13 protein-coding genes are annotated in these 25,847 nt (G+C 34.0%); all 13 read left to right on the forward strand.

The window, feature by feature from the left end:
- Positions 1-146: 146 nt before the first annotated feature.
- The 13 genes from Q4Q39_RS00255 (at position 147) to Q4Q39_RS00315 (ending at position 25,831) form a co-directional block, all read left to right on the forward strand.
- A complete protein-coding gene (locus Q4Q39_RS00255) occupies positions 147-1,715 on the forward strand; it encodes a hypothetical protein (protein ID WP_303280367.1) in 1,569 nt (522 codons plus the stop codon).
- 7 nt (positions 1,716-1,722) lie between these two features.
- Positions 1,723-2,244, forward strand: a complete 522-nt coding sequence (locus Q4Q39_RS00260; RefSeq protein ID WP_303280368.1) for a protein-disulfide reductase DsbD domain-containing protein — start codon at positions 1,723-1,725, stop codon at positions 2,242-2,244.
- A 65-nt stretch (positions 2,245-2,309) separates the two neighbouring features.
- Positions 2,310-5,123, forward strand: a complete 2,814-nt coding sequence (locus Q4Q39_RS00265) for a M16 family metallopeptidase (protein ID WP_303280369.1) — start codon at positions 2,310-2,312, stop codon at positions 5,121-5,123.
- Positions 5,124-5,819: 696 nt separating this feature from the next.
- Positions 5,820-6,344, forward strand: a complete 525-nt coding sequence (locus Q4Q39_RS00270; protein ID WP_303280370.1) for a sigma-70 family RNA polymerase sigma factor — start codon at positions 5,820-5,822, stop codon at positions 6,342-6,344.
- An 85-nt stretch (positions 6,345-6,429) separates the two neighbouring features.
- Entirely contained in the window at positions 6,430-7,596 is a 1,167-nt protein-coding gene (locus tag Q4Q39_RS00275) for a FecR family protein (RefSeq protein ID WP_303280371.1), read from the forward strand.
- A gap of 101 nt (positions 7,597-7,697) precedes the next feature.
- On the forward strand, positions 7,698-11,066 hold the full coding sequence (locus Q4Q39_RS00280; protein WP_303280372.1) for a TonB-dependent receptor: 3,369 nt from the start codon (positions 7,698-7,700) through the stop codon (positions 11,064-11,066).
- Between the two features lie 12 nt (positions 11,067-11,078).
- Positions 11,079-12,626 carry a RagB/SusD family nutrient uptake outer membrane protein gene (locus tag Q4Q39_RS00285; RefSeq protein ID WP_303280373.1) on the forward strand — a complete coding sequence of 516 codons (1,548 nt, stop codon included), beginning with the start codon at positions 11,079-11,081 and terminating at the stop codon, positions 12,624-12,626.
- 326 nt (positions 12,627-12,952) lie between these two features.
- On the forward strand, positions 12,953-16,297 hold the full coding sequence (locus Q4Q39_RS00290; RefSeq protein ID WP_303280374.1) for a DUF5107 domain-containing protein: 3,345 nt from the start codon (positions 12,953-12,955) through the stop codon (positions 16,295-16,297).
- Positions 16,298-16,479: 182 nt separating this feature from the next.
- On the forward strand, positions 16,480-18,075 hold the full coding sequence (locus Q4Q39_RS00295; RefSeq protein ID WP_303280375.1) for a sulfatase family protein: 1,596 nt from the start codon (positions 16,480-16,482) through the stop codon (positions 18,073-18,075).
- Between the two features lie 57 nt (positions 18,076-18,132).
- Complete coding sequence (locus Q4Q39_RS00300) at positions 18,133-20,712, forward strand: glycoside hydrolase family 2 protein (RefSeq protein WP_303280376.1); 2,580 nt, start codon at positions 18,133-18,135, stop codon at positions 20,710-20,712.
- A gap of 8 nt (positions 20,713-20,720) precedes the next feature.
- Positions 20,721-23,426, forward strand: coding sequence for a glycoside hydrolase family 2 protein (locus Q4Q39_RS00305; RefSeq protein ID WP_303280377.1), 2,706 nt, complete (start codon positions 20,721-20,723; stop codon positions 23,424-23,426).
- A gap of 19 nt (positions 23,427-23,445) precedes the next feature.
- Positions 23,446-24,555, forward strand: coding sequence for an alpha-amylase family protein (locus Q4Q39_RS00310; protein ID WP_303280378.1), 1,110 nt, complete (start codon positions 23,446-23,448; stop codon positions 24,553-24,555).
- 172 nt (positions 24,556-24,727) lie between these two features.
- Complete coding sequence (locus Q4Q39_RS00315; RefSeq protein WP_303280379.1) at positions 24,728-25,831, forward strand: alpha-amylase family protein; 1,104 nt, start codon at positions 24,728-24,730, stop codon at positions 25,829-25,831.
- The last annotated feature ends 16 nt before the right edge of the window (positions 25,832-25,847 follow it).

The raw sequence follows: 25,847 nt of genomic DNA on the forward strand, positions 1-25,847 counted from the left end.
GTCTTGTAGCCAAAGCTTATGGTGTACCCCATTTGCCAACAATATTTTTGATTGATGAGGATCAAACCATTTTGTTGAGAAATGCTACAAAAGAGGAATTAGATGCCAAATTAATAGAACTATTTGAATATTAAATTAAGTAAAATATGAGAACACCTTTATCAACACTTTTTATAATAAGTATATTACTTATCTCTTTTTCGGTTTCTTCCCAAGAAAAATTAGATATAAGTGTACTGTATGTTGGGTATAGCCCAGAAAAACCAATGCCAGAAAATTTAGTAAGCTCTCGTGTGCCAGGTGGCATGTCTTTAGAGCGTTTTAAACAAGAGTATGGCACTAGAATGCCAGCCTTCAAAAACTTACTAGATACTTATTTTACCAAAGTAATTACAGTAGATGCCAGAGATTATAAAGAATCTATGTCGTCAGAATACGATGTTACTATTTTTGATCAAGCTCCTAAAGCAATTAAGGAACGTACCATCCATAATGATCCTGAAACTGGAGAATTTATGAGTATGGAACCCGCTAAATATGTAAGCGATGATTTTGATAGTGCCGCTATTTTTATTGGCCATACCTCATCTGTTATTGGTGCTAGTTTAGGTTCAAAATTAGACTGGTACTGTTTGTGTTTGGACAGACATGCACATCACATTAAAACAGAGCATGAAATTTTTGGTGGTCCATTTAAAACGTCTATTACACTAGAAAGTCAACCTACACCAGAAGGTGTTTTAAGATCTTATGATGGTAGTAATGTAGCTAAAGAGATTTTAATGTGGGGGGTAGATAAAGAAGGCTATATGGACAAGAAAGGTTTTAGGGTTGGTTTGGTTGCCAGAGGCTGGAACTTTGAAGATTCACCAAATTCTGAAATAATTTCAGGGGGGGTTAGCTCTAAACAAAAAACAGCCGTGGCTTTAGGACGCCATGGAAACTTCTTTTTGTGGGGTTTTGCAGGCGCACCAAATTACATGACCGAAGAAGCAAAAGTTGTATTTGCCAATACAGTTGTTTATATAAACAAGCATAAAGACAATAAATTAATCGTTAGAAAATACAATGAACGTATTGCTACCAAAGAATATATTGATGAAATGTTATTTTATACAACCAAACCCTCGTTTGATTCTTATGTGGAACTTATGAAAGGGATTAACGAATCCTCTTTAAAGCGAAAAGAAAAATTTAAGAAGAGGAAAGAAGCGGGTGAAAAATTAAGCCAAATGGAAGAAATGATACTTAATAGTAAACCACAGGTTATTCAAGACAGACAAGGTTATCTTAAAAATAATATTGGCAGAAACTCTTGGGCATCAATCACAGGTTTAGACACATTGATTATTAGAAAATACCTTAAAGAAAATAGAGATTATTTCTTTTCAGAACCGGCAGATTCCTATGATGTAAAAGTAGATGAAGACATTAAAAGTCTTGGTATTGCCAATACGGACATAAAAGTATTAGATAAAGCTATTAGCATGTTAGAAAACAATGAGGAAACTGAAAAGGCCTATAGAATTCTTTTAAGATATACCTTGGAAGATTTTAAAACAGCAAAACAATGGCGCGATTGGTTTAACCAGAACAAATACAATATGTTCTTTACTGAAATGGGCGGCTACGTATGGCTGATTTATGATGCTGATAAAAATCCAAAAATAAAACCTAGAAGTGAAGAAGATATTGCACAGTTAAAATTTAAATAGATTTTATATGAGATTCAATAGAAATATATGTTTGGTTCTACTAATAATTGTACAGTTCAGTTTTTCACAAACTGCTAAGGTACTACCAGATTTAAATAAAAAAGTGGAGACAGCTTCTTCAGAGCTCAGTACCTCCCCAACAAATCCTGTAAATCCAGTATCGATTAACGCTACGCTAGTTTGGTCTGATGATAAATCTCAATTAGCTATTATTCAAAAGGTTAACATAGCAGATGAATGGCATATTTATGCTTATGTTCCTGAAAATCAGCCTTATATTGCTTCAAAGCTGAAATTAAAACTCCCAGGTGGGATAAAAACTATTGGTGACTGGGAAACACCATATAGTGAACCTTATGGTGACGGTATCTATGTGTACCATGGTACGCTGGTTTTCGTGCAATATTGTTCCGTTGGGAATTACACAAAAGCCGCAGAGATTAGTTGTGGACTGTTTTACCAGACTTGTGATCGCTACAAATGTTTTCCTCCAAAAAATAAAACAAAAAAACTAAAACTAAATTTTTAACATATTATTAATAAGGGATAATCATTTTTTAGTACTCTATATAAGTATATAGTAATGCAATCAAAATGACAAGAAAACAATTATCAAGACTAAAACAATGTGCTTTATTAGTTTTCATACTGAACATTGTTAATTTTAGTAATGCTCAAATAACTCAAAAATTTTCAAAAGTAAAAGAGTTAGGAGGTATAGAGGAGTATTTATATACCCCCAATGGTATGAACATCTTGTTAGTTCAAGATAATTCTGCTCCTGTAGTGACCGTTCAAATTGTGTATCGTGTAGGCTCTAAACATGAAGTTACTGGTAATACAGGTTCTACCCATCTTTTGGAACATTTAATGTTTAAAGGCACGGAAAAATTCAATAAACGTAAAAGGACTTCAATTGATAGCAAACTAAATAGTATTGGAGCGCAAATGAATGCCACAACCTGGAATGACAGAACTAATTATTATGAAACCATTCCAAGCGATAAAATAGAAATAGCTTTAGAAATTGAAGCTGATAGAATGCGTAACTCTCTTCTTCTTAAAGAAGATAAGGACGCAGAAATGACTGTAGTTAGAAATGAATTTGAACGTGGTGAGAATAACCCGAATAGTTTATTAAGTAAAGAGATGTGGGCTACAGCATATATGGCACATCCATATCATCACTCCACAATAGGTTGGCGTTCTGATATTGAAAATATGCCTATTGAAGTATTGCGTAAATTTTACAATACATATTACTGGCCGGATAATGCTACGTTAACCATAATTGGTGATTTTCAAAAAGAATCTCTTTTCAAACTAATTGACAAGTATTTTGGTAAAATTACCAAGGCACCACATACTATGCCACAACCTTATACTACTGAACCTGAACAATTAGGGCCAAGAAGAATTGTTATTAAAAAAACAGGACAACAAGGTATCGTGTCTATTGGTTATAAAATACCAGGCAGAATGCATGAAGATTTACCCGCTCTTAAAGTTTTAAGTGAGATTATTGGTTCTGGAACTTCTTCAGTAATTAATAAAACATTTGTTGATACTGGATTAGCACTTTTTGGATATTCTAATTCTTCAAACTTTAAAGACGTTGGTATGTTTACTGTTGCCTTGGGTTTCGCTCCAGATAAAGATCACGATGCAATGAATACCCAACTTCTTGAGATGGTTGAAAAAGTTAAGCTTGAAGGTGTATCACAAAAAGATGTTAACCGTATTGTTGCAAAGCTTAATGCGCAAACAATTCTATCTAGAGATGGTTCTGGTAGTATAGCAGGTCAGTTAAATGAAGCAATTGCTGGGGGTGATTGGACAGATTATATTAATGGAAATGAAAGATTGAGTAAAGTAACTGCTGAAGATGTAAAGCGTGTAGCGAATTTATATTTGTTAGAAGACCAAAGTACAACTGGTTATTTTGTGCCAAAAATTCCTGGAGGAAATAATTCAGCACCACAAAAAGCGGCTAATTATATACATGAAAATAATAGTAAATATTTTTACAGAAACCCCGAGCATATAAATGAAGGTTCTCAGAAAGATTCTAGTATAATATCTCAAGAGCATTTTTCTGAAATTATTTCAGCTTATAAAACCATTGAAGTCTCTGCTAAAGGAGAAAAGTTTACTAGAGAAAATATTGCAGGAATAGATGTCATTACAGCTAAAACAGGAGCAAAAGATTTTTTAACGGTATCAGCAAGTTTTCCTATAGGGGATTATTTAAATACTAAAGGTAATGAAATGGTTCCTTCTTTAACGACTCAAATGTTAAGCAAAGGCACCACTATTAATGACAAGTTTCAATTTTCTCAAAAATTAGAAAAGTTAGGTGTTAGTTTATATGTTAGTGCAGGAACACACAAAGTGAGTATTGGTTTTAAGTGTTTGAAAAAAGACTTAAATACTGTAATTAGCTTGCTAGCTGAAGAATTACGTTATCCTTTATTTGATGAGAAAGAGTTTGAGTTACTAAAACAGCAAAACGAGGGCGGAATGAAACGAAGATTAACAGACCCTGGAACTCAAGGTCATACCGCTCTTTCACAAGCCATATACCCAAAAGGGCATCCAAATTATTCAACAGATATTCAAACATCAATTGATGATTTAAAGAAGGTAACATTAGATGAATTAAAAGTATTTCACAAAACCTATTTCGGAACAGGGGGCATGCATTTAGTTGCTGTTGGTGATGTTGATACCAAAGCGTTATATACAGCACTTAAAAGTGCTTTCAAAGGATGGGATGGAGGAGTAAACGCCAAAGCTAAATTTGAAAATCCAACTAAAGTAAATGCCTTGACCAAGGTAGTTACAATTCCTCAAAAACCAAGTGCAGAAATGTTTATAGGTCAGTATACGGGCATCCAGAGAATGGATGAAGATTATTTACCGTTCTATATGGGTACTAGTATTTTGGGTGGTGGCTTTTCAGGGAGGTTAATGCGAACTGTTAGAGATCATGATGGCTTAACTTATAGTATTGAAGCTAGCCATTCTGGACATACTTATGCAGGAGGATATTGGTCAGTTAACGCATCATTTAATCCTAATTTATTTCAAAAAGGTTTAGACGCCACAATGGTACAGATTAAAAAATGGGTAGATGGTGGTGTAACTGCTGAAGAATTAGCTGCTAAGAAAACAAACCTCACAGGAAATTTTAAAGTAGGACTTTCAACTACAAGTGGATTATCAGGAGCACTATTAAGTTTTGTTGAACGTGGCTTAGAGCCAAGTTATATTGATCAATATTCTAAGGATATCGAAGCTGTTACTTTAGAAGAAGTTAATAAAGCCATTAAAAAATATATTGATTTAGATAAATTAATTATTATAAAATCGGGGTCTCTAGATGAAAGTGGAACACCTTTAAATTAAAATTTCATACATCTTTTTTTATGCTTGTTCTTAGCATGGTTATTTGAGTTAGTCAGTCAATAAAGGATGTAGTAAAGGGCTATTCTAAGAAATAGCTCTTTTTTTTTAAAGAAATAATATGGGATGATGATTAAAAATCATTTCTAAATTATATTTAATCTGAGATCGATGTAAGCTTTACAATGTCGACGGAGCGAAGCATGAGCCCTTCGACTGCGCTACTAAACTTTCGAGACATCTCACCATGATGAGGTTCCCTGCCTGCCCAGCAGGCCAATATCATTAAGTTAAGGAAATTTGTTCCCTTTTTGTCACATTGAGTACTTCGACTATGCTCAGCATAAACTAAAGTCGAAATGCCAATAAAAACTAGAACTCCAATAGGTCTTCGACAAGCTATGCTTGCTACTTTCATAACAAAACATGTTTTGTTATTCAGTAATGCTCAGACTGACATCACAGCCTTAACTTAACGTATTCTAAGTTTAATCCAAATAATTAAGCGACAAATTTATTATTACTTATTTTTTGTATCAACTATTTTGTTTTGAATTACTTACATAGTAATATGATTATTATTGCTAATTACTACTAGATACGTCAAATTAATCCTGAAATACCTTGGTTTGTTAAGAATTACTTAAAATTGGTAATCTCATTTCTTCATTTAGTTACTATAATAATAATTATTTTTTGATGAACAACAACATTAATTCACGATCAGAGGAGTTATTTCGTAGGTATTATAGCGAATGGTGTTTACAGGCATACTGTTATCTTCAAAATACAGTAGAGGCCGAAGAAATAGTTCAGGATATATTTGTCCAACTACTAGTAACCCATAAAATAGATAAGATTACAAATCTTGAGGCATACATGTTCAAGGCAATTAAGAACAACAGTCTCAAATATTTAAATAGACAGGAAAAGTTTAGAGTTTTAAAGGATATTGATGCGGTTTCTATTAGATCCATTGAAGAAGAGTTGGTTTTTTTAGAGAAAAGAAAACAACTTCAGAAGATGTTAGAATTACTTCCTAATCAATGCAAAACTATATTTGAACTTTGTGTGATAGAAGAACAGAAATACCAGAATGTTTCCGAAATTATGGGAATTTCCATTAACACTATTAAATATCATATGAAGAATGCTTATAAGATTCTTCGACATCAAAAAGAAGTATTGCATGTGGCTTTTTTCATGATTTTTACTGCTATTTAAAAAAAAAAACAATTTTTTTAAATTTTTCACTACCCTTTTTTTTGTTTTCTGCTCTTTATATTATAGGCAATTTGTGTTTTGATATATGGAATTAGTAAAACTTATTACAAAAAAGCTTGACGGAACAATTTCTAAAAAAGAGGAAATTGCCCTAAACAATTGGTTAGAGCACTCGAAAAATAACCGAGCATTATTTTTTAAGATAAAAGATTTAAAAAACAAAGGAGTAAACATTTCTGAAATAGAAAACTTCAATCTAGAAACTGGTTGGAACGCCATACTTCAAAAATATGAAGCCAAGAAAAAGAAGGCCAATTCAAATTTCAAATTTAGGTCTGTTCATAAATATGCCGCTATATTTTTAGGTTTCTCATTAATAAGTTTTAGTGTTTACAATTATACATTTACTAATGAGACAACACTTTTAATACCTGATTCAAATGCCATCACTTTGAAACTGGATAGTGGAGAAGTAAAGGTTTTAAATACGAGCTCCAGTCATGATATTACAGATGCTAAAGGGAATGTTTTAGGTTCTAAAGAGGGAAATAAGCTAGACTACAAAGCTACTGCTAATACTGAAAAACTAGTATATAATACATTGTCAATACCTTATGGTAAGACATTTGAAATTACGTTGTCAGACGGCACAAAAGTGAATTTAAATGCAGGCTCTACAATAAAATATCCGATTAAATTCCTAAAAGGGAAAAAACGGAAAGTATTTTTAACAGGTGAGGCTTTTTTTGATGTTAGCGAAGATAAAGTACACCCTTTTATTGTAAAAACCACTAAAATGAATGTAACAGTATTAGGAACAGAATTTAATGTGTCTGCTTATCCTGAGGATAATATAATCAATACAGTGTTAGTTGAAGGCTCAGTAAGTCTTGGTAAATCAATCAAGGGTAATGCACAAAATAAAGAAATCATCAGATTAGAGCCTAATCAAAAAGCCAGTTGGAATAAAAAAAGTAACAAAGTAAAAGTCAGAACTGTTGATACAGATATCTATACGAGTTGGATTGGTGGAAGGTTAGTCATAAAAAATATGCCATTCAGAAATATTATAAAGAAGCTTGAACGAAAATATAATGTTACGATACAAAACAATTATAAGGAAATAGGAAACTATAAGTTCACAGCTTCATTTGATGTTGAGACAATAGAGAAAGTATTAAGCTCTTTTTCAGAAAACAAGGCGTTTAAATTCGAGAGAACTGATAATACCATAATAATCGATAAACTTTAAAAACAACGTGCCTATGACAAAAAACCGGAAAATGTTGGAGCATTTTCCGATTATAAACAAAATGATAAAAAATTAACCATTTTTAAAAACTAAACTAATATATGAAAAACATTATGAGAAGAAGGCATGCGTTGTCTTTTTCAATTAAATTCAATTTAGCTATGAAGCTAACTACCGTTCTTTTGTTTATTTCTGTGTTTTCAATAAATGCAAATACGCATTCACAGAATACGAAAATTACATGTAACTTAAAAAATGTTCGGATAACGGATGTTTTTGAGAAGATAGAAAAGGATACAGAGTATAAATTTCTATTTGATAATGATGAAGTTAATACAGCTAAAATTGTATCTCTAAAGGTTAAAAATAAACCTTTAAAAAAAGTACTTCAAGACTTGTTTTTAGGAACTGATATTTCTTTTAAGGTAAGAAATAAGCAGATTATTCTTTTAATAGACGAAAATAAGGCAGTTAGTGATTCAAACACTATCCCTAAAGAAACAAAAGAGGTTCAGCAAGTTGATATTAGAGGAATCATAAAAGATACCAAAGGGTTCCCCTTACCTGGTGCAAATGTTCTTGTAAAAGGAACATCCATAGGAACTGTTTCAAATTTTGATGGAGAGTATATACTCAAAAATGTTCCAGAAAATGCCACAACATTAGTATGTTCCTATTTAGGTTACAAGACTACAGAAGTAGCTATAAACGGGCGAACAGCAATAGATATTTCTTTGGAAGAAGATGCGGCAGCCCTAGATGAAGTCGTTGTAGTTGGTTATGGTACCCAGCGTAAATCAGATTTAACTGGTGCAGTAGCTAGTGTTAGTGCAGCTACGATAGCAGAACAACCTTCTTTAAGAATTGAAGAATCTTTACAAGGAAAAGTTGCAGGTGTACAAATTCAAAGAACAAGTGGTGCGCCAGATGGAACATTACGTGTAAGAATTAGAGGGACTAATTCTATTCAAGGTGACAATAGTCCTCTGTATGTTGTAGATGGATTTCTTGGAGCTGATATGTCATCAATAAATGTGAATGATATTCAATCCATAGAAGTGTTAAAAGATGCTTCAGCAACTGCTGTTTTTGGTGCAAGAGGTTCTAATGGGGTGATTTTAATAACCACAAAATCAGCAAAAGTTGGAAAAACATCGTGGGGGTTTAATTCAAAGTTAGGTTTCGATAGTCTCATTGAAGAAGTGGATAGAGCAACACCGTATCAATTTACTCAAATAGTAAATCTGAGTAATCCTAATTCTTATTCACAAGCTGAACAACAAGAATTTTTAGACGACCCTAGTAAAGGAACAGATTGGTTTGATGAAGTTTTTAGAACTGGGCTAAACAGGAACTACCAATTATTTGCCCAGGGAGGTAGCGAAAGAATGAAATTCTATGTCTCTGGTAGCTACGATGATATTGAGGCCATTGTAAAGAATGATGATTATAAGCGTTATGTACTTCGTGCAAACTTAAACTTTAATTTGGGAGATAAGAGTAAACTAACATTGAATACTAATGCTTCTAGAATTGATAGAAATCGATCTGGTGTTGGTATAAGAGATCCTTATTTTTATGCACCTGTTACTGAAATTCTTGACGAATTTGGAGAATATACAGATCCTTCAAGTTTTGGTAGCCCAACAACATTGCATCCAACATATTCTGTAAATGAAAGAAGGACTCTCACTAAGACAAATATTATATCAGCTCTTGCCAGATTAGATTTAGAGCCAATAAAAAATATAACATATAGTTTAACTGGGACAATACAAAATAGATCTATAAATAGATCTGGTTTTAATAGATACTTACCTGGAGAAGACCCATCATTGTCGACTGCTGAAGTTGGTAACAGAGAGGTTTTAAGTTGGCAGATTACAAATCAACTTAATTATAACAATACATTTGGGGATCATTCTATTACCCTTACAGGAGTTCAGGAAATGCAGAGTAGAGAAGAAACAGCCACTTTAGTTGAGTTTACAAATTTTACATCTATTAGTCAGGGATTTAACAATTTAGGTGCCGCCAATAGCTCCATAGCGTCGTCTAATCCACTAGATAACGAAGCAAGAACTATCGTTTCTTTTGTAGGTAGATTAAATTATAGTTTTAAAGATAAATATTTGTTAACAACAGCTTTTAGAGCAGATGCTTCTTCTGTTTTCGGTGTTAATAATAAATGGGCATATTTCCCGTCTATGGCTCTTGCTTGGAAGGTTTCTAATGAAGGTTTTTTATCAGATTCTGAAACTATTGATGCATTGAAATTGCGAGTAAGTTATGGTCAGGTAGGCTCTCAGGCAATTGCACCTTATAATTCTTTTGGAGCTTTAAAAATACCAGATATTGGTACACCTATTAACAACGGAACTATTGGAGGGGCTATTGGATTGGATACTCCAGGGAATCCAGATTTAAAATGGGAAACTACGTCTCAATTCGATTTTGGTTTCGATTTAGAAATGTTTCAAAGACGATTAACTGTTGGAGCCGATATTTATTACAAGAAAACAACAGATTTGTTATATAGCAGAGCATTGCCTTTCTATTTAGGAACTCCTAGTGGGCTTCAGCTTCAAAACGTTGGGTCTATGGAAAACAAAGGGCTTGAACTACTAGTAAGTGGAGATGTTGTTAGAAACGATAATTTTAGGTTTAATGTGGCTGCAAACTTATCTATAAACCGTAATAAATTCTTAGGAATTGATGGCATTGATTCTGATATCCCTGTTCTTTCAGAACAATATCAAAGTAATAGTTTTGCTGGTATAGTACCGTTTGTACTTATCAAAGGGCAACCGCTTGGTACAATACAAGGTTTAATTTATGAAGGGCCTTACAGAACTGAAGATGCTGCTTTAGCTGCACAACATGGTTATGATTTAGGGGCGCCAAGATTTAGAGATATTAGTGGCCCTGATGGTGTGCCAGATGGACTAATTACAACTGATGATGTAACAGTTATTGGTAACGGGCAACCAGATTATACTCTGGGAATTAATATGAATATGGATTATAAAAACTTTGATTTGACTTTATTTGTTCAGAGCGTACAGGGTAATGATATTTTAAATATTGATAGATATCAACAGACAAGAGTGTTTACTAACCCTGAACTGTTAACTGCTTGGAGTCCTACTAACGAATCGTCTAACCACTGGACGTATGCTAGTAGTTCGTTTTCTAATCCAGGAAATACGCAATACATTGAAGATGGTAGTTTTGTTAGATTGAAGAATGTAACTTTGGGGTATACATTGCCAAAAGATTTTACTGAAAAAATGGGTATTGAGAGCTTACGTTTTTATTTTAATGCTCAAAATGTTATTACAATTACAGATTATTCTGGATGGGATCCCGAAGCGACTTCTACAGAAAATAGAGATCAATCACAAGGTGTGAATTTAGGAGCTTACCCTAATCCGAAATCCTTTAGTTTAGGGTTGAATTTAAAAATTTAAAACTGCAAGAAAATGAAAAAATACATGAAAATATTTGCTGTCATTGTATTTATGACAAGCTTTTTTGGTTGTGATTCTTTTTTAGAAGAAGACCCAAAAGTATTATTAACCCCTGAAAATTTTTATAAAACTATAGGAGATTTAAAAGCGGCTGTTAACTCAATTAATGCTCAAATGTTTGATGGAGCTATTGGAGGTAGAGATGGTCAAAATCGTCTAAGTGTACCTGGGGCAGCTAGATCATATCAGATGCATATAGGAGCAGATGATTTAACAACAAAAAACAATGGTACTAAAACACAATGGGTTCCTATAGACCAATTTAACCCTACGTCTGTTACTATTTTTATTGAACGTGCAGGATGGAAAATACCGTATGACGTTATCTATCAATGTAATAATATCATAGAAAGAAAAGATGATATAGAAGGAAATGAAGACGAAATAGACCAATACGTTGCCTTAGCTTACTTTTGGAGAGGATGGGCTTATTTTCATGCTACCCGTTTTTATGGTGATATTCCTATCATTATCAATTCGGATATTAACTTGAGTGCTGATATTGCAAGATCTCCCGTAATTGATGTTTACCAACAAATAGAAAGTGACTTATTAGAAGCGCTAAAATATTTACCAGATTCATGGCAAACCGAAACGGCATATCCTGATGCTTATGCTTTGAAAACATTACTTGCCGATTTTTATATCACGTGGGCAGGTTGGCCTATTAAAGACACTTCTAAATACGTAACAGCTGCTAGTTATGCGGAAGATGTTATGCTAAATTCAGGAGCTGCTTTACTTCCTGATTTTGCGGATTTATGGCGATACGATGTTATGGGGACTTATGATGACCATCAAGAAACCATTTTTGATATTGTATTTTTAACTAGGGAACAAATAGGAAGTAATGACAGAGCGCGAGCTATTGGACGCCAATTTATACCACCAGAAGAGCGTAATGGTTTCTCAGATTTCTTTTGTGAGGTAGGGTTTTTTAATAGATTTCCAGAAGGTTATAGGAAAGATGTCACATTTAAAACAGAGCACAATGGAGTTCCTTGGCAAGATTTTGTCGAAGCACATCCTTACTATAAGAAGTTTAGAGGCTCTTATGATTATTTAAACTCTAGAAATGCGCAAAGTGGAGCAAACTTCATGGTTTACAGATATGCGGATGTTTTATTGCTTTATGCTGAAGCAAAAGCCATGTCTTCCGGTCCTGATGCATCGGCTTACGAAGCAATTAATAAAGTGAGACGTAGAGCTAATAATCTTCCTGTGGATACACCAGATATTTCTGTGGATTTAACAACTGGTCTTAGTCAAATTGATTTTAGAGATGCAGTGATTGATGAGCGTGCTTGGGAGTTTGCAGGAGAGCAAAGACGTTGGTATGATTTAGTAAGAACGGAAAAAGTTGCAGAGTCAGTAAGCGGAAAAGATCCTAGTGATGTACAGCCTGCTTCTGTTGCACCACTTTTGGATACGTATTTGTTTCCTATACCGTTTTCAGATATTCAGCAAAATCCAAATATTCAGCAAAACACGGGATATTAGTGTATTTATATAACAATATTACGGGCTGATTTTTTGAGTTAGTTTATTATGCACGGGAAGCTCTGGTTTTCCGTGCATTTTTAAATAGGCTTCTCTTTTAGACAATCTCATTATTGGTTGATATATGTTAAATAACACCTTTTAAGTTGTTAAATAAGTATTCTAAATGTATTATCAGTTTCAATAATTTTTAAAATTATAAATCACTTATAAGTTTTTTCAAACCTAGTACAGTTCAATGGCTTTAAAGAGTGTTTATGCTCTTTTAGATTACATATTGCTTATCAAGGGGTGTTCCGATTAAATAAAGCTCAATTAAAAATATCATGAAATCAAATAAAATTATTTTAGTAGTCATTATCTTAACATGGGCTAGTAATATATATGCCCAAAGAACAGTTCAAGTAAAGGTATTCAAAGAAAATATTCCCACGTATGATATGGGGCCTGATGATACGAATGCTCATCTTAAGGATTTTAAAATAGAGGGGCTTTTCTATTTTAGAGATAAAAGATCTACCTATCCTTACTCTTTTCAAAATGATTACAAGCCAACAAAGCAGAATGTAGAATATGAAATTGTTCGTTTAGAGAATGATTACATTTATGTAGATATCATCCCTCAATTGCGCGGAAGAATACAAGGTGCTGTAGATAAACGCAACGGTTGGGATTTTTTATACTATAACCATGTTATAAAACCAGCTGAAATAGCGGTACGTTCGGCTTGGTTATCAGGAGGTTTGGAATACAACCACCCTGGAGGTCATGGATATACCCAAATGAATAAAATCACTTATGATATCAAAGATAACACCGATGGTAGCAAAACAGTTGTTATTGCTGAGACAGAACCTGTAAGAATGATGAAATGGGAGTACGAAATTATATTACGTCCTGATGCTTTATTTGTTGAGACAAAAGGACGCTTTATAAGTACGGTGCCTTATACAGTGCCTTTTGTGTCTTCTAATAATGCAGCGATGCATGCTACCGAGGAGATGGAATTAATATTTCCCCAAGAAGCCTATGCGACGGGGCATGGCATTTCAAATTTAAGGAAATGGTCTGAGTACTCGGATGATGGTACAGATTGGAATTGGGTAAAGAACATAAAGCATTCTTTGTCTGCTTTTGCAGATGGAACAGGTTTGAGCATGGATTATTGGGGGGTGTATTCGCATGAAAAGGATATAGACGCAGGTTCTGTAGTGGTAGCAGACCACCGTGTGGCGCCTGGAAAAAAATACTTTACTTGGGGGAAATCTGAAAGCGGTAGGCAGTGGGATACGTTTTTAAGTGATAATGATGGTGGTTATGTAGAATTGCAACACCAAGCTTTTAACGAAAGAATGAATCATGGATATGCTGTATTGGAGCCTTTTGAAGTTAAAGAGTTTTCCATTTTTTGGTATCCTATAAAAAACACGCCTGGTTTTACCAAAGCAACCAAGGAAATAGCAGTTAACTTTAAAAAAGAAGGCAATTCAAATTATAGATTAGATTTACTTCCAACACTTAATTTACCAGGTTCAGTAGTTAGTATTTTAAAGAATGGCGAAAAAGTTGAAGAACTCAAATATGATTTTAAGGTAGGCGAAGTTTATAAAAATAAACTAAAGTTAACGGCAACAGATGCAGACACTCTTGAAATCAAGATTATTGACAATAAAAAGAAGCCATTTTTTGAGTACAAAAATAAAATACATTCTGAAAAACCTGTCCATAATAGCATTCCCGAAGTTAGTAATAAGAAGTTAACCATAGATCAACTTTACACTAAGGCGATTTCTAATTATTTTGATGCTTATGGTGTTGATGCAGATATGTGTATTAATGAAATTTTATCAAGAGATCCAAATGAATCACGAGCCCTTAGATTAAAAGGCACGATACAAGTAAAAAGAGGCGATTTTGAAAAAGCAACAAAAACGCTTGAAAGATCATTTGTGAATGGACACTTTTATGGTCGATCTAGAGCAGATTTTCTCAACGGATATGCATATTTACAGCTGGGAAATTATGATAAGGCACATCAGTATTTAACCAAATCTTCTCGATATCGCGAAGAAATGGACAATTCATTGTATTATCTGGCGCAACTAGAAGTATTAAAAGGAAATTATCATGAAGCATTCCGCAGGTTACAGGAAGTTCCACTGTCTTATTTAACGCATCCAGATATCTACAACCTTTCAACGTATGTTTGCAGAAAATTGGGTATGGTTGAAAAGGCAGGCGAATACCTTGCAGAATCCTTTGAGAGAGATCCTCTTAATTTTGTGGGTTATATAGAAAAAATGGCACTTTATGGTGAAAAAGTAAAGGGTGTTGAAAAGGTAAATTCGTTATTTGATAGAAAGGACAAACTTTTTCTAGGGTCACAAAATTATATTGATACAGCTATATTTTATATGAGTTTAAATGATTATGATACAGCTTTAAAAGTTTTGAAAATTGCCGAGGATAATTATGCTGAAAATGAATCAACATATCCTATGGTCAATTATTATTTAGGGTATTGCTTAACAAAAAAAGGAAGTAAAAAAGAGGGGTTAAAATATTACGAAAAGGCATCAGCCACTAATTCAGATTATGTGTTTCCGTATCGTGTTGAATCTATAAAAGTACTGCAAAATGTTCTGAAAAATACACCTGAAGATAGTGTCGCTTCAATGTATTTAGGAGATTTAATGTATCATTTGAGAAGGCATAAAGAGGCGATTGCGCTATGGGAAAAAGCGAATAAACTTAACCCGAACAATTTTAGGGTGAGCCGTAACCTGGCCATTGGTAGGCACGTAGCAAAAAACGATGATTTAGAAACCACCATTGCCCTGATGGAAGCATCATTTGCCAATAACAATAAGAACCTGCGCACGTTTGGCGAACTAGAGTTTTTGTATATAAAAAGTGGAGACAATAAAAAGCTAGAGCAACATTATGACAATAATTTAGATTTGCTATACCGCAAAGGAACATCTTCATTAAATGCGGCTGATTTTTACACAAAAATGGGGCGTTATAAAGATGCTCAAAATGTACTAAAGCAAACCTATTTTAGCGCTGTAGAAAGAAATTTAGGCGTCCCATACCGACATGTACGCTATACGGAAGCAATTATCGGCGAAGGACAAAATTTACTTAAAGCGGGAAAATATAAGGATGCTATTGAAGCGTTTAAACGCGCATATTTATATCCAAAATATCTAAATGAAGCTAAGGTAAATCATCCTGTTACCACGCGTACAGATTATTTTCTTGGTCTAGCATATAAGAAGGACAATCAATCTGCAAAAGCGAAGTCATATTTTAAGAAAGCTATAAATCAAGACATAAACCCAAATAGTATAGCTACTGTTTTTAAAGCCAAATCTTTAAAAGAATTAGGGCAAGTAAAAAAGGGAGACAAATTGATTTTAGATCTAATTTCAGTTTTACAAAATAGAATAGATGCTAAAGCTAAAAATGAAATCATGGGTCAAGAAAGACCAGAAGAAAATGTAAGTGGTGTTGATGAATATGTTTTATCATTATGTTATGCGTATTTGGATAAAAATGATAAAGCTAAAACATATATGAAATCAGCTAAAGACAAAAATTACAATGTGGTATATAATACTATGTTGACGGGGTCACATATAAGAGCAAAAAAGTATAGTCTCGAATAACGTGAGGTTTTGTTGGTAATTAATTAAGGGTGGCTAAATATTTTTTAGCCACCCTTAATTAATTACCCCAAAGCACCTATTTTATACTTCTGAATACGCCACATTAGTAATAATATCATTACTTTGAGTTTATGTTCTATTCTATGCGAAAGTTCTATAAATAATACAAATTTGATTGAAATATGAAATTTCTAAAATTAACGATCCTAATAGTTTTAATAAGCTGTGGTAAATCCGGTTCAAAATCAACAAATGAAAAAAAAGTAGTCCAAAAACCAAACATTCTTTGGATTACCATAGAGGATTGGGGAGCCGATTTGTCTTGTTATGGAACCAAAGGTATAAGTACACCTAATATAGATAAGCTAGCAGCAGAAGGGGTTCGTTTCGAGAATGCGTTTACCACATCTCCTGTCTGTTCTACATCTCGTTCTGCGATGATGACGGGATTTTATCAAAATTATATCAACGCCAATCAACATCGTTTAACACCAGATCTTAAGCAACCATTGCCTCATGGTGTAAAGCCAATTCCTCATATTTTTAGAGAAGCAGGATATTATACCGCTTTAATGAGCTGGAAAACAGATTGTAATTTTGTGCCATTTAAAAAGGAGGAGTTGTTTGAAGGAAGCGATTGGAGGGATCGAAAAGAAGGACAGCCTTTTTTTACCAGAATTACTTATGGAGGTACGCACCGTTCTTGGAATCGTGATTCTCTAAGACCTATTGATATTAAAGATGTAGAAATTCCACCATATTATGCTAATACTGATTTTGTAAGGAGAGATTGGGCTAATGGTTTAGAAGCAATGCAACTGGTAGATAGTCAAGTAGGAGAACTTTTAAAACGTTTAGAAGATGATGGTTTGGCTGATAATACTATTGTTGTTTTTATTTCAGATCATGGACGTTGTCATATTAGAGGGAAACAGTTTTTATATGATGGAGGTATAAAAATTCCAATGATTGTACGTTGGCCAGGACAAATAAAACCAGGTACTGTAAATGATGATATGGTGATGAGTATTGATATCTGTAAAACCATTTTAGATGCTGCAGATATAAAACCTGAAGTAGCCTTGCACGGTCAAAACCTTTTTGGAAAAGAAGTACAAAACAGAAAATATGTGTTTGCTGCCAGAGACAAAATGGACAATACGCATGATGCGATGAGAGCAATCCGTTCTAAAAAGTATAAGTTGATTCAAAACTTAATGCCTGAGCGTGCTTATTTGCAGTACAATGAATACAAGGAAGGTGCTTATCCAGTTTTAGCGGAGATGAACATTTTGCATATGGAAGGAAAATTAACACCTGAGCAAAGTCACTTTTTTGCAGCTACAAAACCTGATGTAGAATTGTTTGATTTAGAAAAAGATCCATTTGAAGTACATAATGTTGCGAATGATCCTGCGTATGTTGAAGTAAAAGAGGAGTTGTTGAGTGAATTAGAAAACTGGAAGAAAAATGTTATCAAAGATCAAGGGGTAAGTGATGAATTTAGAGCAGAAGGTATTTTTCCTGATAAGTACCCAACAAAAACAGTAGATAAGTGGGCATATAAAAACAGTGAGAAATACAATTTTAAGAAAACAGGTTGGCCAGCTTGGTACCCAACACGTACATTAAGTGAATGGAAAAAAGCAAAAGCAATATGGGAGCCTTATGTGTTTAGAGCATCAGATTTAGGAACTGAAGCAAAAGAAGTAAGACCTAATGTAAATACAAAGCCTCAAAGAAAGAGAAAAATCAAAAAAGTAAAATACGCACATTAAAATAAATACTTTCATTGATTTTCAAGATCATGATCGAGTTAACAAGTATTCATTCAGATGAAAATAAAACTAGTATCCCTATTCTATTTATTTGTGTTTTCAGTACTGTTTGCACAAGAGAAAAAGGTGCTGCCCGAATTCTCTAAAGCAGGTTTTTGGGAAGTAGAAAATGCAGGAAGAAAAACGTACAACTTTAATCTTGGGTGGAGGTTTATCAAATCAGACGTTAAAGAAGCACATCAAAAAGACTTTGACGATTCAAAATGGAAAGTGATCAACTGTCCACATGGTTTGGAGTATATTACAAGTGAATCTACAGGAGGTAATAATTACCAAGGTGTTGCGTGGTATCGCAAGCATTTTAAAATTGATGAAAAAACAAGTCAAAAACGTTTAAAGCTTCACTTTGAAGCGATCATGGGGAAAAGCAAAATTTGGCTAAACGGACATTTAATAGGGGAACATTTTGGAGGTTACTTACCTGTTGTGGTCGATTTAGATCAATACTTAAATAAAAACGGAGACAATGTTATAGCTGTTTGGGCAGACAATAGCGATGATGCCACATATCCGCCAGGGAAACCGCAAAAAGGGTTGGATATGACTTATTTTGGAGGAATTTACAGAGATGTTTGGTTGGTTGCTACCAACAAAATATATGTAACCAATCCAATGGAGGTTGATAAAGTTGCTGGAGGAGGGATTTTTACAAGTATTGAATCTTTGTCTGATAAGGAAGTCGTTGTTAATGTAAAGGTTGATATTCAGAATGATGATATTAAAACTAAAAAATTAAAGGCAACTATTTTACTTAAAAACCCTAATGGGAAAGTGGTCGTTTCGTCTGATCAAAAGCTGTCCATTAAAAAAGCCAAAGCTTTACAAATTCATGAGTCTTTAGTAGTTGATAAACCAAGTTTATGGTCACCGTGGTCCCCAAAATTATATAAATTAGAAGTGTTGCTTTCTGATGATTCAGGCAATAATATTGATGGAGTAGCCACGAGAATAGGTTTAAGAAAAATAGAGTTTAAAGGTAATGATGGTTTGTATTTAAATAATGAGCCTTACCCAGGTAAATTAATGGGAGCCAATAGGCATCAAGACCATGCTTATGTGGGCTATGCGATCCCTAATAACGGACAATATAGAGATGCTAAAATATTGAAAGATGCGTCCTGCGATATTGTAAGGGCAGCACATTACCCAGCAGACCCTGCTTTTATGGATGCTTGTGATGCTTTGGGTATGTTTTTTATTGTAGCGACTCCAGGTTGGCAATTTTGGAATAATGACAATCCTATTTTTGGAGAACGTGTTTTTCAAGATATCAGAAACATGGTACGAAGAGATCGAAATCACGCATCTGTTATTCTTTGGGAACCTGTTTTAAACGAAACATTTAACCCTGATGATTTTACAAGAAAGACACATCACATTGTCCATGAGGAATATCCTTATCAAGGGGCTTATACTGTTTCTGATTATGGGGTAGGAGGACATGAAGTTTTTGATGTCGTATATGCACATCCAAACAATCCACAATTAGCAAACGAAACAAGGTCTATATTCACCCGTGAGTTTGGTTCTATAGGAAATGCAGATACACCTAATAGAATACACAGAGATTGGGGAGAAAAAGCACAATTATATCAAGCCAATCAATATGCAAAATCGGATATAGGAATCCCATCTTGGGATATGATTTGCAACACACCTAAACAACATGTTGGAGGTGCTATTTGGCACTCTTTTGATCATTATGCAGGAAAACATGCTAGACCTTTTTATGGCGGTTTTGTAGATGCATTTCGTCAATCAAAATACGCTTATCACATGTTGGCAAGTCAAAGAGATGTTTCAGAGGAGAACAAACCTATGGTTTACATAGCACATGAAATGGCTGCTTTTTCAGATAAAGATGTTCATATATATACCAATTGTGATGAAGTTCGATTAACGGTAGATGAGGGATTAGAAATTTATCAGAAACAAGCAAGTCGTAAATATAAATATAGAAAACAACTACTGAGGAAATGGGCAGAAAGAGAAAACCCACCTCGTGAATATGAAGTCAAAAGAGAATCTTATTTATCACATCCAATAGTGGTCTTTAAAGATGTTTTTACCTACAGAGGAAACAAGAATTACATCAAGACTATTACAGGTAAAGGAACAAAAGCGTCTTTTCTTGTTGAAGGTTTGATAGATGGTAAAGTAGTCGCTAGTGCATACAAAACACCTGCGAATAACGGGTACAAATTAGAGTTGAGGTTAAAAGACAGAAATAAAACGTTAACGGCTAATGGTTCTGATTTTGTATTAGTAGAAGCTCATGTATTAGATAAAAACGGAAATACGGTGCGTTATAATGAAGATACCATTCAATTTGAAGTAACTGGAGAAGGAGCTATTATTGGAGATGCGTCTATAGTAGCAAACCCTAGAAGAATGGAATGGGGAACTGCACCTTTATTGGTAAGGGCGACTACTAAGGCAGGGAAAATAAAAATAAAAGCAAGTTTGTTAGATCCTGGAATCAATACCATAAAAGCAGGAGAATTAGAAATTGAAAGTACGCCTTCTGGGGATGTATTTGTTCAAAATGAAATAGGAATTGAACCTACAAAGCAATAAAAGATAAGATGAAGAATACATCATTAAGATTTATAATATTAGTATCGTTTTTAACTTCTTTGAATCTTGTAGCACAAGAAAAAAAGATACTCCCTGAATTTTCCAAAGCAGGTTTTTGGGAAGTAGAAAATGCAGGAAGAAAAACTTATAATTTTAATGTTGGTTGGAGGTTTAAAAAGGCTGATATCAAAGGTGCTCATGAAAAGAATTTTGATGATGCTAAGTGGACTATTGTAAATACACCACACGGATTAGAATATAACGCTAGTGAAGCCAGCGGAAGTGTCAACTATCAAGGGCCAGCATGGTATAGAAAACATTTTACCGTAAATGAAAATTTGAAAGGTAAGCTCCTAAAGATTCATTTCGAATCGGTGATGGGAAAATCTAAAATTTGGTTGAATGGTCATCAAATTGGAGAGCATTATGGCGGATATTTACCTTTTGTAGTAACCCTTAATAAATATCTTGTAGAAGGAGATAATGTCTTGGCTGTTTGGGCAGACAATAGTGACGATAAGACTTATCCTCCTGGAAAAGAACAAACCAGATTGGATTTCGCCTATTTTGGCGGTATTTACAGAGATGTGTGGTTGGTAGCGACCAATCAGGTATACATTACCAATCCTAATGAGGTTAATAAAGTAGCAGGTGGTGGTGTTTTTACACATGTTGATGAAGTTTCGCCTGAAAAAGCAACGCTATCAGTAAAAGTAGATATACAAAACGACTCAGAAACAACAGCAAAGCTTAAGGCGATTTTTAACATAGTAAATCCCGAAGGCGTATCCGTAGCCAAATCAGAACAAAACGTTACCGTTAAAAAGGGAAAGTCTTCCATTGTAAAAAACATATTTACAATTGAAAACCCATCTTTATGGACGCCTTGGTCTCCTGATTTATATAAGGTAGGAGTACTACTTGTCAATACATCAAATCAAAACATAGATGGCGTTGCTATTAAAACAGGTTTACGTAAAATAGAGTTTAAAGGAGCAGAAGGGTTTTTCTTAAACAATAAACCATACCCAGGAAAATTAATAGGAGCCAATAGACATCAAGATCACGGATATGTGGGGAATGCGATTCCTAACAGCGGGCAGTGGAGAGATGCAGCTTTGCTAAAAAATGCTGGTTTTGATGTGATTAGAGCGGCTCATTATCCTGCCGATCCTGCTTTTATGGACGCTTGTGATGCTTTAGGGTTGTTTTATATTGAAGCGACACCCGGATGGCATTTCTTTGATGGGAAAAGTGAAGTATTTGTAAATAGAGTATATAGTGATGTACGAAATATGGTAAGACGTATTCGTAATTATGCATCAGTAATTATGTGGGAACCTGTTTTAAACGAAACCAATTATTCTGCTGAGTTTGCAAAAAGTACGCATGATTTAGTCCATGAAGAATATCCGTATCAGGGAGCGTTTACGGTTTGTGATAATAGGGGAGCAGGACATGAATATTATGATGTGGTGTATGGGCAAGATTACAATGCCGATTTTAATAAAGATAAAAGATGTTATTTCACTAGAGAATTCGGTGACAATGTAGATGATTTTAATGCGCAAAATTCGCCTAGTAGGGTTTTTAGAGGTTGGGGAGAAACACCACAATTGGTTCAGGCCAAAACCTATGCCGATGGAGATTTTGATAAATACACGACTTTAGAAACGATGTATAACATGCCACCTCAATTTTTAGGAGGTGCTTTATGGTGTGGTTTTGATCATCAGAGAGGGTATAATCCAGATCCTTTTTATGGAGGTGTTGCCGATGTTTTTAGACAAACAAAATACTCATACCATATGTTTGCAAGTCAAAAGGATATTTCAGAAACAAATAAACCAATAATTTTTATTGCCAATGAAATGACGCCATTCTCTGGATCGGATGTAACCGTTTTTACCAATTGTGAAGAAGTAAGACTTACGGTTTATGATGGGCAAAAAATAATACAAAAAATGGCAAATGTTCCTAAATATGTAAGGGTTTTAACGCCACATGGACAGCCTAATCGTAGAGAAAAAGTAGGCACAAAAGCCATTCCTCATCCTTATGTTACTTTTAAAGATGTATTTAGTTTTAGAGAATTAAAAAGTATGCATCGTGGTGGTAAAAAATATGAAGCTACTATTGTAGCAGAAGGGATTGTTGACGGAAAAGTAGTAACAAGTTTTAAACGTGTTTCGGGAAAACACCCTACTAAAATTAAATTGTCTATAGAAAACAGAAAAACACCACTTGTGGCAGATGGCTCTGACTTTATGGTAGTCACCGCTTCTATGGTTGATGAAAAAGGAAACATAAAGCGTTTGAATGAAAGTATGATACAATTTGAAATAAGTGGAGAAGCTGCTATTATTGGCGATGCACAGATTCAAGCCAATCCAAAGCGATTGAGTTGGGGAACCGCTCCAGTACTCATTCGTTCTACTGTAAACGCAGGTAAAATAAAAGTAAAAGCGTCTCTTTTACATGAAGGTGTAAACACAGCACTTTCAGGAGAGTTAGTTTTTGAAAGTGTGCCTTCTAAAGATAAATTGATATATTCAGAAATTGGTGTAGAAGCAAATACAAATGCTAATGCTTCTATTGAAGAAACTTCAGAAGAAAAATTAAAGAAAAAAGTGATGGAACTTGAAAAAAAAATCATTGAATTGAAGTTAAAAGAGGAAGAAAAAAATCAATTGGAGTTTGATGAGAATAGATAGTACAATCAATATAAATATTATGAGTAGTATTAAATATGTAGCAGGATTATTAAGCATTCTTCTTCTTCTTTTTTCTTGTCATCAAAAAGAAGAACCTATAAGAGCTTTTTCTTTAGATGTAAACTGGAAAATTAAATCAGATAAAAAACAAGGTGATAATAACTTTGCACCTCTAGGCGCTTGGGGAGATTTAGATGCTCAGGAACACGTATCTTGGTGTAAAGATTTAGGCGTTAATGTAATTCAGTCTTTTGCAGTTTCATGCAACGGATATGCATGGTATAAAGGAGGTAAAACAGTACCAGAGCAACCAGGGTTAAAAACTGATTTTTTAACGGATTTGGTGAAGTTAGGCCGCAAAGAAAATATGAAAATATTCGGGTATTTTTGTATTGGTTCTAATACCAAATGGGGCTTAGACCATCCAGAATTAAGTTATGAAACACCATCTAAAGCTCATATTCCCTTAACCAAAGCATATAACGATTATTTAAGTGCATCTATCAAAGAAGCATTGACTATTACCGATATGGACGGCTTTATGGTAGATTGGTTATGGAACCCAAAAAGAGGGCCTGTAAGATGGCTACCATGTGAACAAGAAATGTTTTTGGAATTGATGGGAGAACCATTCCCAGGGAGAGGAAATATATCTAAGGCAATAGAATTAGAATTCAGAAGAAAAGCCATTTCTAGATGTTGGAAAACCATACACGATACTGCAAAATCTGTAAAACCAGAATGTATTATCTGGCTGTCTTGTTCAGATTTAAAGCATCCAGATATTGTAAACTCTGATGTGTTTAAGCAAGTAGATTGGTTGCAAAATGAGGCTGGAGACAAAGAATCTATTGATTATGTGAAAACACAGATAGGAGATCATACTAGGTTAATAACAACTTTTAGTGCTAATTTTTTCAAAAGAAATAATTTGAAAGCAGAAGACGTAGCAGCGTATGCATTAAAGGAAAATATTGGTTTGTTTACTTATGTAACACCTAAAGCCTATGATTTTGCATTTCCGCCAGTAAAAGATTATTTATCTAAACCACTAGATTCATTTGAAGATATAGATGAAAGAAATATAGCTTTTTTAGCCAGGTTATTTAATAACATGGACACAAAGTAATGTTCTTTGTAGATGATTTGAGTTTAAAAAACATCAGAAGAAAAATTAAAGAAAAAAGTGATAGAACTTGAAAAAAAATCATTGAATTGAAGTTAAAAAAGGAAGAAAAAAGTCAATTAGAATTTGATGTAAACAGATAATGAAATCAATATAAATGGTAAAAGTAAATGTTATGAGTAGTATTAAATACGTATTAGGATTATTAAGCATTCTTCTTCTTTCTTGTCATCAAAAAGAAGAACCTATAAGAGCTTTTTGTTTAGATGTAAACTGGAAAATTAAATCAGATAAAAAACAAGGTGATAATAACTTTGCACCTCTGGGCGCTTGGGGAGATTTAGATGCTCAGGAACACGTATCTTGGTGTAAAGATTTAGGCGTTAATGTAATTCAGTCTTTTGCAGTTTCAAGCAACGGATATGCATGGTATAAAGGAGGTAAAACAGTACCAGAGCAACCAGGATTAAAAACTGATTTTTTAACAGATTTGGTGAAGTTAGGTCGCAAAGAAAATATGAAAGTATTTGGATATTTTTGTATTGGTTCTAATACCAAATGGGGCTTAGACCATCCGGAATTAAGTTATGAAACACCATCTAAAGCTCATATTCCCTTGACCAAAGCATATAATGATTATTTAAGTGCATCTATCAAAGAAGCATTGACCATTACCGATATGGACGGCTTTATGGTAGATTGGTTGTGGAACCCAAAAGGAGGGTCTGTAAGATGGCTACCATGTGAACAAGAAATGTTTTTGGAATTGATGGGAGAACCATTCCCAGGGAGAGAAAATATATCTAAGGCAACAGAATTAGAATTTAGAAGAAAAGCCATTTCTAGATGTTGGAAAACCATACACGATACTGCAAAATCTGTAAAACCAGAATGTATTATCTGGCTGTCTTGTTCAGATTTAAAGCACCCAGATATTGTAAACTCTGATGTGTTTAAACAAGTAGATTGGTTGCAAAATGAGGCTGGAGACAAAGAATCTATTGATTATGTGAAAACACAGATAGGAGATCATACTAGGTTAATAACAACCTTTAGTGCTAATTTTTTCAAAAGAAATAATTTGAAAGCAGAAGACGTAGCAGCGTATGCATTAAAGGAAAATATCGGTTTGTATACCTATGTAACACCTAAAGCCTATGATTTTGCATTTCCGCCAGTAAAAGATTATTTATCTAAACCACTAGATACATTTGAAGATATAGATGAAAGAAATATAGCTTTTTTAGCCAGGTTATTTAATAACATGGACACAAAGTAATCTAAAAAAGAACAAA

Source organism: Flavivirga amylovorans (assembly GCF_030540875.1).
Classification (GTDB): domain Bacteria; phylum Bacteroidota; class Bacteroidia; order Flavobacteriales; family Flavobacteriaceae; genus Flavivirga; species Flavivirga amylovorans.